This is a genomic window from Modestobacter sp. SYSU DS0511 (assembly GCF_054050755.1).
In genome coordinates this window covers 1-14564 of the sequence record NZ_JBJGZY010000020.1, presented here as the reverse complement: position 1 = coordinate 14564, position 14564 = coordinate 1, and the positions used below count along the sequence as shown (strand labels likewise).

At 76.0% G+C, this 14564-nt stretch carries 14 protein-coding genes, 1 tRNA gene and 1 pseudogene; 10 read left to right on the top strand and 6 right to left on the bottom strand.

From position 1 onward, the window contains the following. Positions 1 to 21 precede the first annotated feature (21 nt). Complete coding sequence (locus tag ACI783_RS11675; protein ID WP_457140587.1) at positions 22 to 546, bottom strand: single-stranded DNA-binding protein; 525 nt, start codon at positions 544 to 546, stop codon at positions 22 to 24. Between the two features lie 236 nt (positions 547 to 782). On the opposite strand from ACI783_RS11675, the gene ACI783_RS11670 reads away from it, so the two are divergent. Next, positions 783 to 855: transfer RNA gene (locus ACI783_RS11670), tRNA-Arg, on the top strand. A 1-nt stretch (position 856) separates the two neighbouring features. On the opposite strand, the gene ACI783_RS11665 is transcribed toward ACI783_RS11670, so the two are convergent. Beyond that, on the bottom strand, positions 857 to 1777 hold the full coding sequence (locus tag ACI783_RS11665) for a ribonuclease Z (protein ID WP_457140586.1): 921 nt from the start codon (positions 1775 to 1777) through the stop codon (positions 857 to 859). A gap of 201 nt (positions 1778 to 1978) precedes the next feature. On the opposite strand from ACI783_RS11665, the gene ACI783_RS11660 reads away from it, so the two are divergent. Together ACI783_RS11660 and ACI783_RS11655 are read left to right on the top strand one after the other, a co-directional pair. Beyond that, positions 1979 to 2725, top strand: coding sequence for an ANTAR domain-containing protein (locus ACI783_RS11660; protein WP_457140585.1), 747 nt, complete (start codon positions 1979 to 1981; stop codon positions 2723 to 2725). Positions 2726 to 2782: 57 nt separating this feature from the next. Beyond that, positions 2783 to 3760, top strand: a complete 978-nt coding sequence (locus tag ACI783_RS11655; RefSeq protein ID WP_457140584.1) for an anti-sigma factor RsbA family regulatory protein — start codon at positions 2783 to 2785, stop codon at positions 3758 to 3760. A 6-nt stretch (positions 3761 to 3766) separates the two neighbouring features. On the opposite strand, the gene ACI783_RS11650 is transcribed toward ACI783_RS11655, so the two are convergent. Next, positions 3767 to 4798 carry an LLM class flavin-dependent oxidoreductase gene (locus tag ACI783_RS11650; protein WP_457140583.1) on the bottom strand — a complete coding sequence of 344 codons (1032 nt, stop codon included), beginning with the start codon at positions 4796 to 4798 and terminating at the stop codon, positions 3767 to 3769. 128 nt (positions 4799 to 4926) lie between these two features. Between ACI783_RS11650 and ACI783_RS11645 the strand changes: the two genes are divergently transcribed. From ACI783_RS11645 to ACI783_RS11635, 3 genes are all read left to right on the top strand, one after another. Further along, positions 4927 to 5229 carry a DUF427 domain-containing protein gene (locus ACI783_RS11645; RefSeq protein WP_457140582.1) on the top strand — a complete coding sequence of 101 codons (303 nt, stop codon included), beginning with the start codon at positions 4927 to 4929 and terminating at the stop codon, positions 5227 to 5229. Positions 5230 to 5405: 176 nt separating this feature from the next. Beyond that, complete coding sequence (locus tag ACI783_RS11640; RefSeq protein WP_457140631.1) at positions 5406 to 5807, top strand: STAS domain-containing protein; 402 nt, start codon at positions 5406 to 5408, stop codon at positions 5805 to 5807. A 90-nt stretch (positions 5808 to 5897) separates the two neighbouring features. After that, a complete protein-coding gene (locus ACI783_RS11635; protein WP_457140581.1) occupies positions 5898 to 8381 on the top strand; it encodes an EAL domain-containing protein in 2484 nt (827 codons plus the stop codon). Positions 8382 to 8420: 39 nt separating this feature from the next. On the opposite strand, the gene ACI783_RS11630 is transcribed toward ACI783_RS11635, so the two are convergent. Beyond that, positions 8421 to 9236 (bottom strand): SGNH/GDSL hydrolase family protein, encoded by an 816-nt coding sequence (locus tag ACI783_RS11630; RefSeq protein WP_457140580.1) that lies wholly within the window; start codon positions 9234 to 9236, stop codon positions 8421 to 8423. 224 nt (positions 9237 to 9460) lie between these two features. Here ACI783_RS11630 and ACI783_RS11625 point away from each other — a divergent pair, with 224 nt between their 5' ends. Continuing rightward, positions 9461 to 10246: a transglutaminase-like domain-containing protein gene (locus ACI783_RS11625; protein ID WP_457140579.1), complete on the top strand. Its 786-nt coding sequence runs from the start codon at positions 9461 to 9463 to the stop codon at positions 10244 to 10246. Here the strand turns inward: ACI783_RS11625 and ACI783_RS11620 are convergent. After that, the gene (locus ACI783_RS11620) at positions 10231 to 11184 is read right to left on the bottom strand and encodes an NAD(+)/NADH kinase (protein WP_457140578.1); all 954 of its coding nucleotides are present in this window, start codon (positions 11182 to 11184) and stop codon (positions 10231 to 10233) included. The two genes, ACI783_RS11625 and ACI783_RS11620, sit on opposite strands and share 16 nt — an antisense overlap. 4 nt (positions 11185 to 11188) lie before the next feature. After that, a complete protein-coding gene (locus ACI783_RS11615; protein ID WP_457140577.1) occupies positions 11189 to 12610 on the bottom strand; it encodes a dihydrolipoyl dehydrogenase family protein in 1422 nt (473 codons plus the stop codon). Between the two features lie 35 nt (positions 12611 to 12645). Between ACI783_RS11615 and ACI783_RS11610 the strand changes: the two genes are divergently transcribed. The 3 genes and pseudogenes from ACI783_RS11610 to ACI783_RS11600 all read left to right on the top strand — a co-directional run. After that, entirely contained in the window at positions 12646 to 13155 is a 510-nt protein-coding gene (locus tag ACI783_RS11610) for a flavin reductase family protein (RefSeq protein ID WP_457140576.1), read from the top strand. Between the two features lie 171 nt (positions 13156 to 13326). Then, complete coding sequence (locus ACI783_RS11605) at positions 13327 to 13839, top strand: sigma-70 family RNA polymerase sigma factor (RefSeq protein ID WP_457140575.1); 513 nt, start codon at positions 13327 to 13329, stop codon at positions 13837 to 13839. Then, positions 13823 to 14564, top strand: a pseudogene (locus ACI783_RS11600) (hypothetical protein); the annotation flags it as partial. The gene ACI783_RS11605 and the pseudogene ACI783_RS11600, both read left to right, overlap by 17 nt.

Sequence of the window (14564 nt, the reverse complement as noted above, 5' to 3'; positions counted from 1 at the left end):
GATCCTCCCAGTTCGGGAGGCTCACGTCAGCGACGGGACCAGCGGGCGTCCGTCGCCTAGCTCGTCGGCGGTCTCATCCTCCAACGTCACCGACCCCCCGTCGTAGTCCTCCGGCGCGTAGTCGGTGGGCCGGTCGGCGTACGGATCGGCCGGCGGGTCCTCGACCGTCCCGGCCGGCGCGGCCGGGCGGGGGGTCCGCCGGTACTCGGCCACGCCGCGGGAGAGGTCGGGCCCGACAGCCTCGGCGCGCAGCTGCGAGCGGCTGCGCGGGCCCTGCTCGGACTCCCAGCGGTGGGTGTACAGCTCGCCGACCACGATCACCGGATCGCCCTTGCTGAGGGTGTGCGACACGTTGCCGCCCAGGTCGCCCCAGCACTCGACGTCGAGGAAGAGGGTGCGGTGGTCGGCCCACGTCTGACTCTCCCGGTCGAACCGGCGGGAGGTGGACGCCAGCCGGAAGTTCGTGACGCTGGCGCCACTGGGCAGCCGGCTGCGCTGGGGGGAGTTGACGACGTTGCCGATGACGGTGAGCTCGGTTTCCTTCACGGTGCTCCTCGGGCGAGGCGGGGCGCCGGAGCGGCGCGGCCGGCGGTCCGCCGGCGTGCCCCCACCGTCGCGGGGACGCCGCACGCAGGACAGGCCCCTGGCCCGGATGTGGACGCGCACCCCCGCTGTGGAAGGCCACCGGCGGACGGAACCGCCGTGGGCTACTGCCGGGCCACGTTGCATCGCGGCAACGTTCCCACCTCGCCCCGCACCCGCGATGTCATGATCGGACCCGAGCGCCCGTAGCTCAGCGGATAGAGCAGGTGCCTTCTAAGCACTTGGTCGCAGGTTCGATCCCTGCCGGGCGCGCTCAGCCCACCCGGCGCGGCGGCACCGGGACGACGTCCAGATCGGCGGCGACCACCACGTCCCCGCCGAACTCCTCCCGCGCCTCGGCGGCGAACCGCGCGGGGTCCCGGTAGCGCTGGGAGAAGTGGCTGAGCACCAGCGTGCGCACCCCGCACTCGGCGGCCACCGCGCCCGCCTGCCGGGCGGTCAGGTGCCCGTACTGCTCGGCCAGCGCGGCGTCCTCGTGCAGGAAGGTCGACTCGATCACCAGCAGGTCGGCCCCGTCGGCCAGTGCGTACACGCCGTCGCAGAGCCGGGTGTCCATCACGAAGGCGAAGCGCTGCCCCGGCCGCGGCTCGCTCACCTCGGCCAGGCGCACCGGGCGACCGCCGACGTCCAGCACGCCCGCCCGCTGGAGCCGGCCGACGTCGGGACCGGCGACCCCGGCCCCGGCGAGGAGGTCCGGGAGCATCCGCCGTCCGTCCGGCTCGACCAGCCGGTACCCGTAGGACTCGACCGGGTGCTCGAGCCGCCGGGCCTCCAGCACGCCGAACGGCCCGGTCGCCAGCACGCCGTCCCCGTCGACCGGCGCCGCCACCAGCTCGGCGACCTCGGAGAAGACCGAGGCATGCCGCAACCGGTCGAAGAACAGCTGCCCCGACGCCGGGTAGTGGGCGTGCACGGGGTGCGCGACCCGGTCCAGCGACAGCCGCTGCACGACGCCGGGCAGGCCGAGGCAGTGGTCGCCGTGGAAGTGGCTCAGGCAGATCCGGTGCACGGCGCTGCTGGCGACGCCGGCGAGCAGCAGCTGACGCTGCGTGCCCTCCCCCGGGTCGAAGAGGAACCCGGTGCCGTCCCAGCGCAGCAGGTGACCGTTGTGGTTCCGGGTGCGCGTGGGCACCTGACTGGCCGTGCCGAGGACGACGAGCTCGCGGGCCGGCACCCCTGGACGGTATCCGGACGGCGCACCGGGCCGACCACCGTCGGGCGGCTCGGTCGCAGGTCGGTAGAGTGGCGGGGCCTCCTGGCGGTCTGCGGGCTCGCGCCTGCCGTCGTCACGAGGAGCGCCGTCGCGGGTTGATCCCACAGCCCCTGCGCCGGCCAGGACCCCTCGGAGACCGTCGTGCCCGGCGCACAGCCGCCCGTGTCCCCTCTGGGCGACACCCTGCTCACGTCCCTGGCGCACCAGGTCATCGACGCCCTCGGCCGCGGCACCTGGGGCCCTGACGCGCTCGACGTGCTCGTGCGCGCTGCCGCGGCGCAGCTCCCGGGGTGCGCCGACGCCAGCCTGACCTCCGTCACCCCTGGTCGCGACCCGCGCACGCTGGCCGCGACCAGCGACCGCGCCGCGCAGGCCGACGACTGGCAGTACGAGCTGGCGCAGGGGCCGTGCCTGGACGCCTCCGCCGGCAGCCCGATGGTCCGCGCCGCGCTGACCGAGGGCGGGACACCATGGCCGGAGTGGGCACCCCGCGCCGTGGCCGAGGCCGGCTACGCCGCCGTGCTGAGCGTCCGGCTGGGCAGCCAGGCCCGGCCGCTGGGCTCGCTCAACCTCTATGGCACAGACGCCGCCGCGCTGACCACGCTGCCGGCGGAGGACGCCGAGTCGTTCGCCGCGCTGACCTCCGTCGTGCTGGCCTCGGCGCGGCGGGCCGGCAACCTGGAGGAGGCGGTGCAGCGCCGCACGGTCATCGGCCAGGCCCAGGGCATCCTGATGGAGCGCCACAAGATGACCGCCGACGACGCGTTTGCCCTGCTCCGAGGGCTGTCCCAGCAGTCCAACACCAAGCTGTTCGACCTGGCCCAGGAGCTCGCCGAGACCGGCCAGCTCCCCCACGTGCCCGACGAGACCCCGGCCGGGCCGGCTGCGGGTCCCCCGCCCCTGTCGTAGCCTTCCTGCAGCGGAGCCGGTTCAGCAGAGAGCCGGCGACGAACAAGGGACTGATGCGTGACCGTGTCCGCGGCTGACCTCGCGGCCCGCCCGTCGGGCGGTCTGGTCCACGACGTGGCCTTCGCGGCCTCCGCAACCGGTCTGGCCCAGCTCGCCGTCCCGTTCGCGCGTGCGGGGCTCGCTGCCGGCGACCCGGTCGTCGTGGTCACCAGCGACGCGGTCGCCGACGCGGTGCGGGCAGCACTCGGGGACCTGCCCGGCCTGGCCCTCGTCGATCAGGAGTCCGTCTTCGGCCGGCGCACCCCGGCGACGCTGACCGCCTTCCGGCAGCTGGTGGCCGAGACGACCCCGGCGCCGGGCCGGCACCTGCGGGTGATCAGCGAGCTCCCCGGCGGGCTCGGCTCGCGCGACCAGCTGGAGTGGCAGCGGTACGAGGCGGTGGTGGAGCACGCCCTGGCCGGCTGGCCGGTGTGGTTCCTCTGCCTGCAGGACACCGGGCAGCTGCCCGGGCAGCTGGTGCGCTGGGCGCACTGCACGCACCGCCACGTCATCGACGACCGGGGCCGCCGACCCAACCCCGGCTTCACCGAGCCCGAGCAGCTGCTGCCGCAGCTGCCGGTCCCCGCCGAGCCGCTGCAGCAGGCCCCGCCGCTGCTGGCCGCCGACGGGGTGACCCGCCCGGGCGCCGTCCGCCACGGCCTGGTCCCGCTGCTGAACGCGCTGGACCGCTCCCCCGACGCCACCGACGACCTGCTGCTCGCCATCGACGAGCTGGTCACCAACGCGCTGGTGCACGGCCGTCCGCCGGTCGACGTCCGCGTCTGGGCCGACGGGGGCACGGTCGTGTGCACCGTCGTCGACCGCGGCGGCGGCCCCACCGACCCGTTCGCCGGCTACGGGCCGGCGCACGGCGACGACCTCTCCCGCGGTGGCATGGGGCTGTGGCTGGCCCGCCAGCTCTGCGACCACGTGGACATCTGGACCGACGAGCGGGGCGTCACCGTCCGGGTCACCACGGAGCTGCCGGCCCGCTGACCCCGGTCAGCGCTGCGTGGGTGGAACCCAGCCGATCGCCGGGACGACGTGCCGGGTGATCGTCTCCAGGAGCCGGGCGTTGTACTCGACGCCGAGCATGTTCGGGATGGTCAGCAGCAGCGTGTCGGCGTCCCGGACGGCGGCGTCCTTGGCCAGCTCCTCGGCCAGCTGGTCCGGCTCGCCGGCGTAGCTCTTACCGAACCGGGCGCGCACGCCCTCCAGGACGCCGACCTGGTCGGTGCTGGTGCGGTCGCCGCCGAAGTACTGCCGGTCCTCGTCGGTGGTGATGGGCATGACCGAGCGGCTCACCGACACCCGCGGCTCGTGCGCCCAGCCGGCGTCGGCCCAGGCCGCACGGAACAGTGCGATCTGCTCGGCCTGCAGCTCGTCGAAGGGGACCCCGGTGTCCTCGCTGAGCAGGGTGGAGCTCATCAGGTTCATCCCCTGCTGCGCGGTCCACACCGCCGTCTGCCGGGTGCCCGATCCCCACCAGATCCGCTGCCGCAGCCCCGGGGACTGCGGCTGGACCGCCAGCCGGGCGTTCCCCCCGACCATCCGGGGGTCGGCGTCGACCACGGCCGCGCCGTCGATCGCCGCCAGGAAGAGCGCCGTCTTCTCCCGGGCGAGCTCCGCGTCGCTGCTGCCCTCGGCCGGCACGTAGCCGAAGGCCTCCGAGCCGCGCAGCGCCGTCTCCGGTGACCCCCGGCTCACCCCCAGCTGCAGCCGGCCGGCTGAGAGCAGGTCGGCCGCGGCGGCCTCCTCGGCCATGTACAGCGGGTTCTCGTAGCGCATGTCGATGACCCCGGTGCCGATCTCGATCCGCCGGGTCCGCGCCGCGATCGCCGACAGCAGCGGGAACGGCGAGGCCAGCTGCCGGGCGAAGTGGTGCACCCGCACGTACGCACCGTCGACGCCGAGCTCCTCGGCGGCCTCGGCCAGCTCGACGGTCTGCAGCAGGGCATCGGCCCCGGTGCGCACCCGCGAGCCGGGGATGGGCTGCCAGTGCCCGAAGTTCAGGAAGCCGATCCGCTTGTCCACACGTCCACCTCTCGTCGGTCTCCTGGCGGTCAGCGCCGGGACGGCGGCGGCTGTTCCCGCCGGGACGATCCGGGCCCCCGCTGGGGTTGAGCAGGTCGGAGGACCCGTCCGGACCCGAGGAGACAGCCATGCGCGCCACCATCGACGGAACCGTGCTCGCCGAGGCCCCCGAGGAGGAGCTGGTCCGCATCGAGGGCAACTGGTACTTCCCGCCGGCGGCGGTCGTGCCCGGCACCCTCGCCGAGAGCGCGACGGCCTACACCTGCCCGTGGAAGGGCGCCGCGCAGTACTGGGACGTGGTCACGCCCGCCGGGGTGCGCAAGGACGGCGCCTGGAGCTACCCCGACATCAAGCCCTCAGCGGTCGAGCGGGTGGGGCGGGACTTCGCCGGCTACGTCGCCTTCTCCCCCGGCGTGACCGTCGGCGCCTGACCAGGTGGCTGTTGCGGCGCACCGGGCGCTGTTACGGTCGATGTCGGGTCGAAGCTCCGGCCCTGACCACGCGCACGACCGGCGCACGACCGGCGCGCGACCGCCGGAGCGGACGTTCCGGCGGGTGAACGAGGGGAAAGCCCACGTACACCGATCCGCTCCCCGACGACCCGACGCTGGTCGTCAGCCTCGACTGGGCCACCGGGTGCGTCCACCTCCGGGGCGATCTGGACCGAGGGGCGGCGCACCACCTCAGGGACGCCTTCACCGCCCTGCTGGCCACCGACCGGCTCGGGTGGACGATCGACGCCTCCGATGTGACGTTCTGCGACGCCGGTGGCCTGCGTGCCCTGACCGCGGCCGCCCGGGAGGCCGCGGCGGCCGGCCGGGAGCTGCGGCTGGGAGCCGCCGCCCGCTGCGTGACGCGGCTGCTCGCCCTGACCGGCCAGACCGGCCTGTTCACCGACGCCCACCCCACGCCGCCGACCCCCGCCCACCGAACCCGAGCACGTGCGCGGAGCCGGACGGGCGGCGGTGGCAGCACCACCACCCCCGCCCGGCACACCGTCCTCCGCTGACCCGAACCGTCACCCGGAGTGACGGCACGAACACGGCCACGCGGTCGAGGTTCCCCGGATCGGGCCGTTCGATGAGCGAGGCTGTTCCCCGTGACCTCCTCCGCACCCGAGTCGTCGAGCGCCTCCGGGCCCGGCACGGGGCAGCGGCTGCGCGCGGCCGACGTCCTGCTGGCCGACCGGGGACAGCTGTTCCGTGCCCTGTTCCTCGCCGCCCCCATCGGCAAGGCGGTGGTCGACCCCAGCGGGCGGATGCTGCTGGTCAACCCCGCCCTGTGCGAGCTCACCGGCCGCACGTCGGGTGAGCTGATCGGCCGGCACCTCGACCTGCTGGCCCACCCGGACGACGTCCCGCTGGAGGACCGCGCCACCGAGCACGTGCCGGGCACCCCGCTGCTCGACCCCCAGCTGGCCGTCGTCGGCGAGCGCCGGCTCCGGCGCGCCGACGGTGAGAGCGTCTGGGTGCACCAGACCCAGGAGCTGGTGCACCACGCCACCGGCGAGCTCCAGTTCGTGCTGCTGTCGATGGTCGACGTCACCGACCGCCGCCGGGCCGAGGAGGACCTGGTCCGCCGCGCCTTCACCGACCCGCTGACCGGGCTGCCGAACCGGCGCGCGCTCACCGACCGGCTGGGCCGGGCGCTGGCGTTCTCCCGCCGGCGCGGCACCTCCGTGGGGCTGCTGCACCTGGACCTGGACCGGTTCACCGCGGTCAACGACTCCCTCGGCCACGAGGGCGGGGACCAGCTGCTCTGCCAGGTGGCCGACCGGCTGCGCTGGAGCACCCGGGTCGAGGACACCGCCGTCCGCTTCGGCGCCGACGAGTTCCTCGTGCTGGCCGAGGAGGTCGAGGACGTCGACGGGCTGCGGACCCTCGCCGACCGGCTGCTCTCGGTGCTCGACGAGCCCTTCCACGTGGGCGACCGGGAGATCACCCTGTCGGCCAGCGTGGGGGTCACCCTGGGCAACGACCTGGCCCCCGAGGCGCTGCTGCGCCAGGCGCACAGCGCGCTCGCCCGGGCCAAGGCCAACGGCGGACGCGGCCTGGTCGAGGTGCACGACGAGGCCCTCGGGGAGGGCTACGTGGACCAGCTGCAGCTGGAGACCGACCTGCGGCACGCGCTGGAGGCCGGCGAGCTGCGGCTGTTCTACCAACCGATCGTGGCCCTGTCCGACGAGCACCTGCTCGGCTACGAGGCGCTGATCCGCTGGCAGCACCCGACCCGGGGGCTGCTCCCGCCCGGGGCCTTCCTGGCCGCGGCCGAGGACAACCGCCTCACCTCCCGCCTGGGTGCCTGGGTGCTGCACCAGGCCTGCTGGGACGCCGCCGGCTGGGACCCGGGCCTGCGGGTGCACGTCAACATCTCCGCCCGGCACCTGGCCGAGCCCGGCTTCAGCGAGCTGGTCGCCGACGCGCTGGCCACCTCCGGGCTGGCCGCCGAGCGGCTGGAGCTGGAGATCACCGAGTCCACGGCGCTCTTCGCCGCCGACGCCACGCTGCACGCGGTCGACCAGGTCACCGAGAGCGGCGTGACCCTGGCCCTGGACGACTTCGGCACCGGTTACTCGGCGATCACCGCGCTGCACCGGCTGCCGATCCACACCGTGAAGATCGACCGTTCCTTCGTCGCCGACGTCGTCACCCAGCCGGCCACCGCCGCGCTGGTGCAGGGGCTGCTGCAGCTGGGGCAGGGCATGGGCCTGCAGGTCATCGCGGAGGGCATCGAGGACGGCGAGCAGGCCCGCTGGCTGCGCGAGCACGGCTGCGCGATGGCGCAGGGCTACGCCTTCGGGCGGCCGGCGCCACTGCCGGCCCGTGAGCTCGACGACCTGGCCGTGCCGCCGGACCTGGTCGGCCGGGACGACCCGTCGGTGGTCCCGGCCGACGGTGAGGACGGCGACGGCGAGGACGACGGGGGCGACGACGGGCACGGCCCGCTCGACCCCGCGACCGGTGAGGTCGACGCCGCCGTCGCCGACGACGAGGGGGCCGAGGACGACGGGGCCGGCGCCGCGGTGGGCGACGGGCTCGAGGACGGCGCCGACGCCGAGCTGACCGCGCCGGACGCCGACGCCTACCCCGCCGTCCCGCAGCTGGACTCCTTCGCGGTGTTCGCCACCGACCCCCGCGACTTCGCCGAACCGGAGGACCTGCCCGAGGCCCCCGAGCCGCCGGCGGTCCGGGCCCTGCACGCCACCGGGGAGCCGACGTCCGGGCCGATCGCCCAGCCCATCCCGCTCTTCGGCCGCTGGGACCCCGAGCCGGCGGAGCCGATGGCCGACTCGGTGCCGGTGGCCGGCGCGGAACCGGCGGACGCGGAGCCGATGGCCGCGAAGCCGGCGGACGCGGAGCCGATGGCCGACGCGGAGCAGTCGTTCGACCCGCACTCCTTCGCCCCGTCCAGCGCGCTGGCGGAGCTGAGCGCGCTGCTGGCCGCCAGCGGCCGGCCGGATGCGCTGCGGCTGCCCGAGCCCCGCGACTCCACCGAGTACGGGCGGTTCGCCGAGCGCGGCCCGCGGTCCGAGCCGTTCCCCGGTCCGACCACCGGCCCGCTGCCCGAGCCCGGCGACCGCTGACCGTCCCGTGCGGTGCCGCCCGGCACCGCACGGCACGGCCTACCCGAGCTGCGCGGCGCCGCCCAGCGGGGCGGCGACCGGGCGCTTGGCGACGCGGCCGTCGCCGGAGGACCGGCCGGTGAGCCGACGGCCGATCCAGGGCAGCACAAACCCGCGCACCCAGGCCAGCTCCTGCGCGGCGACCTCGCGGACCGACTTCGGCGGCGCGGGCTCCAGCGGGGTGCGCCAGCCCTCGTCGGCCACCGGCACGCCGAGGGCGGCCGCGGCGGCCAGCGCGGTGCGGCGGTGCCCCTCGGCGGTCAGGTGGATCCGGTCACCGGGGTCCCACATCCGCGCGTCCTGCAGCCAGGCCGCGCCCCACTGGTCGAGCACGACGGCGCCGTGCCGGGCGGCGATCGACCACAGGTGGGAGTTGAAGACGGCCACCCGGCCGCGGGTGCGCCGGATGATCGGGGTCTGCCGGGGGTCGACGCCGGTGGCCAGCAGCACGTCGGCGCCGGCCTCCCGGAACGCGACCACGGCGGTCTCCAGGTCGGCGGCCAGCCGGTCGGGGTCGACGCCGGGGCGCAGCAGGTCGTTGCCGCCGGCGACCAGGCTCACCAGGTCGGGTGCGGCCGCGAGCGCCATCGGCACCTGCTCGTCGAGCACCTGCGCGAGCAGCCGGCCGCGGATGGCGAGGTTCGCGTACTCGACCTCCCCGCTGGGAGAGGCGGCGGCCAGGTGGCCGGCGAGCCGGTCGGCCCAGCCGCGGAAGGCATCGGGCGCGGTGGGGTCCGGGTCGCTGAGCCCCTCGGTGAAGGAGTCCCCCAGCGCGATGTAGCGCTGCCACGTCCGTCGATCGCTGCCCGGTTGCACGCGACCACTGCACCACACCCGGCGGGCCCGCCCGCCCGGCCCCCGGCGATCCCTTCCCCGGGCAGTCGTGCTCTGCCCACCCGCGGCGGGCAGAGCACGACTCCCCGGGCGATCACGACTCCCCCGGGCGATCACGACTCCCCCGGGCAATCACGACTCCCCGGGCAGTGGGGTGCGGGGCGGCACGCCACACGGCTGACACACGAGCCGGTCAGGATGCGTGCATGCGCACCGACGTGGCCTGCCGGCTCACCGTCTCCTCCCCCTCCCCGGCTCCGGCGCTGCTCCAGGTCGCGCTGGCCGCACCGGCCGGTGAGCTGCTCACCGTGGTCTGCGACGGGCGGCCGGTGGCCGTCGAGGAGGTCGCCGTCCCCGGCGCGCGCGTGCACCGGCTGCAGCTGCCGGCCGGCGAGACGACGATCGCCTACACCGGGCACGTGACCGGGGGCGGCCGGCCGCGGGAGGTGACCGCGGCCGACTGGGCGGAGTTCGTCCGCCCCAGCCGCTACTGCCCCTCGGACCAGCTGGAGGGCTACGCCGGCACCGAGTTCGGCCGGTCGGCGCCCCGCGCCGAGCTGGTCGCCACCGTGGCCGCCTGGGTGCACGACCGGCTGGTGTACACCGCCGGCTCCAGCCGGCCGGTCGACACCGCGGTCGACACCCTGCTGCTGGGCCGGGGTGTGTGCCGGGACTACGCGCACCTGACCATGACGCTGCTGCGGGCCCTGGAGGTGCCGGCCCGGCTGGTCGCCGTCTACGCCCCGGGACTGTCCCCGATGGACTTCCACGCCGTGGTCGAGGCCGACGTCGACGGCGTGTGGCAGACCGTCGACGCGACCCGGCTGGCGCCGACCTCGGCGCTGGTGCGGATCTGCTCCGGTCGCGACGCCGCCGACACCGCCTTCCTGTCGCTGTTCGGCGGGCAGGCCACCCTCGGCGCGATGACGGTGACCGCCACCGTCGACGGCGAGCTGCCCGCCCCCAGCGATGAGCCCTACGCGCTGGCCTGAGGCCCCCGGCCCGGTACGGACACCCCACCCGGCTGGCGGCGGCGCAGCTCCTCGGGCACCAGCTCGACCAGCTCCTCGGGCAGCAGCGGCAGGTCCAGCAGGGAGAGCTTGACCCGGCTGCGGTCGGCTGCGGCCCAGTCGTCCAGCCGCACCAGCAGCCCGGCGTCGGCGCGGGAGGAGACGTGCAGCTCGTCGGCGGGTGCGAGCCGGCCGCGGACCAGCCCGTCGACCTCCACCGCCGGGCGGCCGGCCGTTGCCGGCAGGCTCAGCACGAGCGGCTCGTGAGGGCCGAGGACGACGGTGCGGTCGATGCCGTTCAGTGGAGCCGACGGGGTGACCAGCACCCCCTGGGCGCCCGGGGACATCACCGGACCACCCGCGGCGAAGTTGTAGGCGGTCGAGCCCATCGGGGTGGCGATGATCACGGCGTCGCTCCGGTAGTGGCCGTACCGGCGGCCGGCCACCGAGAGCGTCGCGTCGACCATCCCCTCCCCCGGCACCCGGGCGAGGACGACGTCGTTGAAGGCGACGGTCTCCCAGCCGGGTCCGCGGACCACCAGGCAGCTGCGCGACTCGATGGTCGAGCGCCCCTCGGCCATCGCGGTCAGGGCGGCCTCGAGCTCACGGCCCTCCACCTCGGTGAGGAACCCCAGCCGCCCGAAGTTGACCCCGAGCACCGGCACCGGCCGGCCGACGACCAGCCGCATCGCGCCGAGCAGGGTGCCGTCACCGCCGAGGGCCATGATGCCGTCGCAGGAGTCCGCGAGCTCGGCCGGCTCCACCGGGGTCACCCCGGTCAGCCCCAGCCGGCTGACGTCCTCGGCCGCGGCGACCAGCTCGACGCCGTGGCTGCTCGTCCAGGCCGCCACCTGCGCCGCGGCAGCCGAGCAGTCGCGGTGCGGATGCAGGACCAGCCCGATGCGGCTGCCGTCGTGCACGCCCTCAGCCTCGCAGCGTCTCGAGCAGGCGCAGCCAGATCTCGCTGATCGTCGGGTACGACGGGACGGCGTGCCACAGCCGGCTGATCGGCACCTCCCCGACCACCGCGATCGTCGCCGAGTGCAGCAGCTCGGCCACGCCCTCGCCGACGAACGTCATGCCCAGCAGCACCTCCCGCTCGGTGTCCACGACCGCGATCGCCGTCCCGGAGTAGCCGTCGGCGAAGACGGCCGCGCCGGCCACGCTGCCGATCGGGTACTCGACCACCCGGTGCGGGAGCCCGGCGTCGGCCGCCTGCGCGGCGGTCAGCCCGACCGCGGCCACCTGCGGGGAGGTGAAGACGACGCTGGGCGTGGCCCGGCGGTCGGCGGTGGCCACGAACGGCGACCAGTCGGCCGGGTCCACCTGCTCGCCGCGCGCCCGGGCGACGATCGCGGCGCCGGCCTGCCGGGCCTGGTACTTGCCCATGTGGGTCAGCTGCGCGCGCCCGTTGACGTCGCCCACGCCGTACAGCCAGGGCAGGCCGGCGACGTGCAGGGAGTCGTCGACGTCCAGGTACTCCCCCGGCGTCAGCCCCACGGTGTCCACGCCGATGTCGTCGGTGTTCGCGGCGCGGCCGGTGGCGACCAGCACCTCGTCGCCGCGGAACTCCCCGGTCGAGCAGGCGAGCACCACCTCGTCGCCGTCGCGACGGGCGGTGCGCACCTCGGTGTCCAGCCGGACGTCGACGCCGAGTTCGCGCAGGGAGTCCGCGACCGCCTCCCCGGCCGCCGGCTCCAGGTGCGGCAGCAGCCGCTCGCCGTGCTGGAGCAGCGTGACCTGGGAGCCCAGCTGCTGCCAGGCGGTGGCCAGCTCGCAGCCCACGTAGCCGCCGCCGACCACGAGCAGCCGGCCGGGCGCCTCCTTCGCGCTGGTCCCCTCGCGCGGGGTCCACGGCCGGACGTCGGCCAGCCCGTCGACCGGCGGGACGGCGGCGCGGGACCCGGTGCAGACCGCCACCGCGTGCCGCGCGGTGAGCACCAGCTCGTCCCCGTCGTCGGTGGTGACCACGACGCGCTTCTCCCCCGCCAGCCGGGCGTGGCCGCGGACCAGCGCGATGCCCGCGCCGTCGACCCACTCCGCCTGGGAGGCGTCGTCCCAGTGGCTGGTGAAGTCGTCGCGGCGGGCGAGGGTGGCCGTGACGTCCTGCTCGCCGGTGACCGCGGCCGCGGCGCCGGGCACCGCGCGGGCCTGGCCGAGCACCTCGCTGCCGCGCAGCAGGGTCTTGCTGGGCATGCACGCCCAGTAGGAGCACTCGCCGCCGACGAGTTCGGACTCGACGAGCACGGCGCTCAGGCCGCCGCGGACGACGATGTCGGCGACGTTCTCCCCGGTCGACCCGGCGCCGAGGACGACGACGTCGAAGGACTGCTCTGCATCGGTCACCCGGCCATCCTGGCGGTTGTGGTCGACTGGCCGCCATGCCGGTCGATGCGCAGGAGTTCGCCGCCGCCCTCCGCCAGTACGCCGCCGGGGTGGTCCTGCTGACGGTGCGCGACGACATCGACGACGTCGGGACGACGGTCACCTCGTTGATGAGCGTCTCGGCCGACCCGCCGCTGGTCGCGATCGGCCTGGCCACCGACGGCTACCCGGCCGAGGTGCTCCAGTCGGTGGGCTCGGCGGTCGTCAACGTCCTGGCGGCGCCGCAGGCGATCCTGGCCAGCCGGTTCGCCTCCGCCGGGCGGCCCAGCGCCCGGCACCTGCTGGAGTCGGTGCCCTGGCACCGGGCGCCGGTCAGCGACGCGATCGTGCTCGACGGCGCCCTGGCGGCGCTGGACTGCCGGGTGCACTCGGTGGTCGAGGCCGGCAGCCACGTCGTCGTCCTGCTGGCGGTGGAGGGGGTGCCGGTGCTCGGCGACGGCGACCCGCTGGTGCGGCTGCGCGGCCGCTGGACCGACGGCGCCGGACGGCTCGCCGGCCGGGGCTGACGTCGTGCAGGCCCCGTCCGGAGGCTCGCCCCGAGCAGGCAGGGGCGCGTGGGACGGGGTCGGCTGTCACATCCGCGGCGTCGGCGGTGCTGTAGAGGTGTGGACGTCGTCGGGCAGGGCCGGGTCGCACCGTTCAGCGCGGTGCGCACGGCCGCACGGGTCAACACGGCCGTGAGGGGCACGCGCCAGGCGGTGCACCCCGACCTCGAGCAGGTGTTCCGCGACGGCTACCCGCGGGTGGTCGCCGTGGCCGCCCGCGTCCTCGGCTCGCGCGACGAGGCCGAGGACGTCGCCCAGGAGGTGTTCCTGGCGTTCAGCCGGTCCGCCGTGCCCGCCGCGGAGGCGCCGGGGTGGCTCTCGGTCGCCGCCGCGCACACCGCGCTGAACCTGATCCGGTCGGGCCGCCGCCGGTCGGCCCGGGAGGCGGCCGTCGCCGACCGGGACGGCCTGGTCCCCGACGTCGCCGACACCGTCGTCGCCCGCGACGACTCCCGCCGGGTGCGCGCCGCCCTCGCCCGGCTGCCCCGCAACCAGGCGCTCGCCCTGGTGCTGCGCCACAGCGGCCTCAGCTACGCCGAGGTCGCGGCGGCCCTCGACCTCTCCCCCGGCAGCGTCGGCACCACCGTCCGACGCGCCGAGTCCGCCCTGCGCAAGGAGTTGACCCACGATGCGTCTGCGACCTGACCCCCACCCGGCCGACGGCACGCTGCGCCGGCTGCTCGACGAGCCCGCCGGCGTTCCCGACGCCGACCGCGCCCACGTCGCCGGCTGCCCGGCCTGCCTGCAGCGGCTGGACACCGTCCGCGCCGACGCCACCGCCGCCGCGACGGCCCTGGCGACCACCGACGCCGCCCCGGACGTCGACCGCGCCTGGCTGCGGCTGCAGGCGGCGACCCGGCCGAGCCCCTCCACCGCGGCCCGCACCACCGCACCGGCCCGCAGCTGGCGGAACCGGCTGCGCAGCCCCGTGGTCGCCGCGTTCGGCGTCGTGCTGGTCGTCGGGGGTGCGGGGGTCGCGGCCGCGGGCGACTGGGTGCAGGTGTTCCGCACCGAGGAGATCGCCCCGGTCGCGGTCACCGAGGCCGACCTGGTCGCGCTGCCCGACCTCTCCGGGTACGGCACGCTGCGGCCGGTCGCCGAGCCGGACGTGCGTGAGGTCGCCGACGCCGCGGCCGCCGAGGAGGCCACCGGCCTGATGGTGCCGCAGGTCGACGAGCTGCCGCGCGGCGTCACCGGCGAGCCGACCTACACCGTCGGCGACCAGCTGGTCGCCGAGTTCACCTTCTCCGCCGACCGGGCGGCGGCCGCCCCCCGGGAGCAGCTGCCGCCCGTGCCCGCCGGGCTCGACCGCAGCACCTTCCCGCTGACCCCCCGCCCCGGTGTCGCCGCCATCTTGTGGGAGGGCCGCG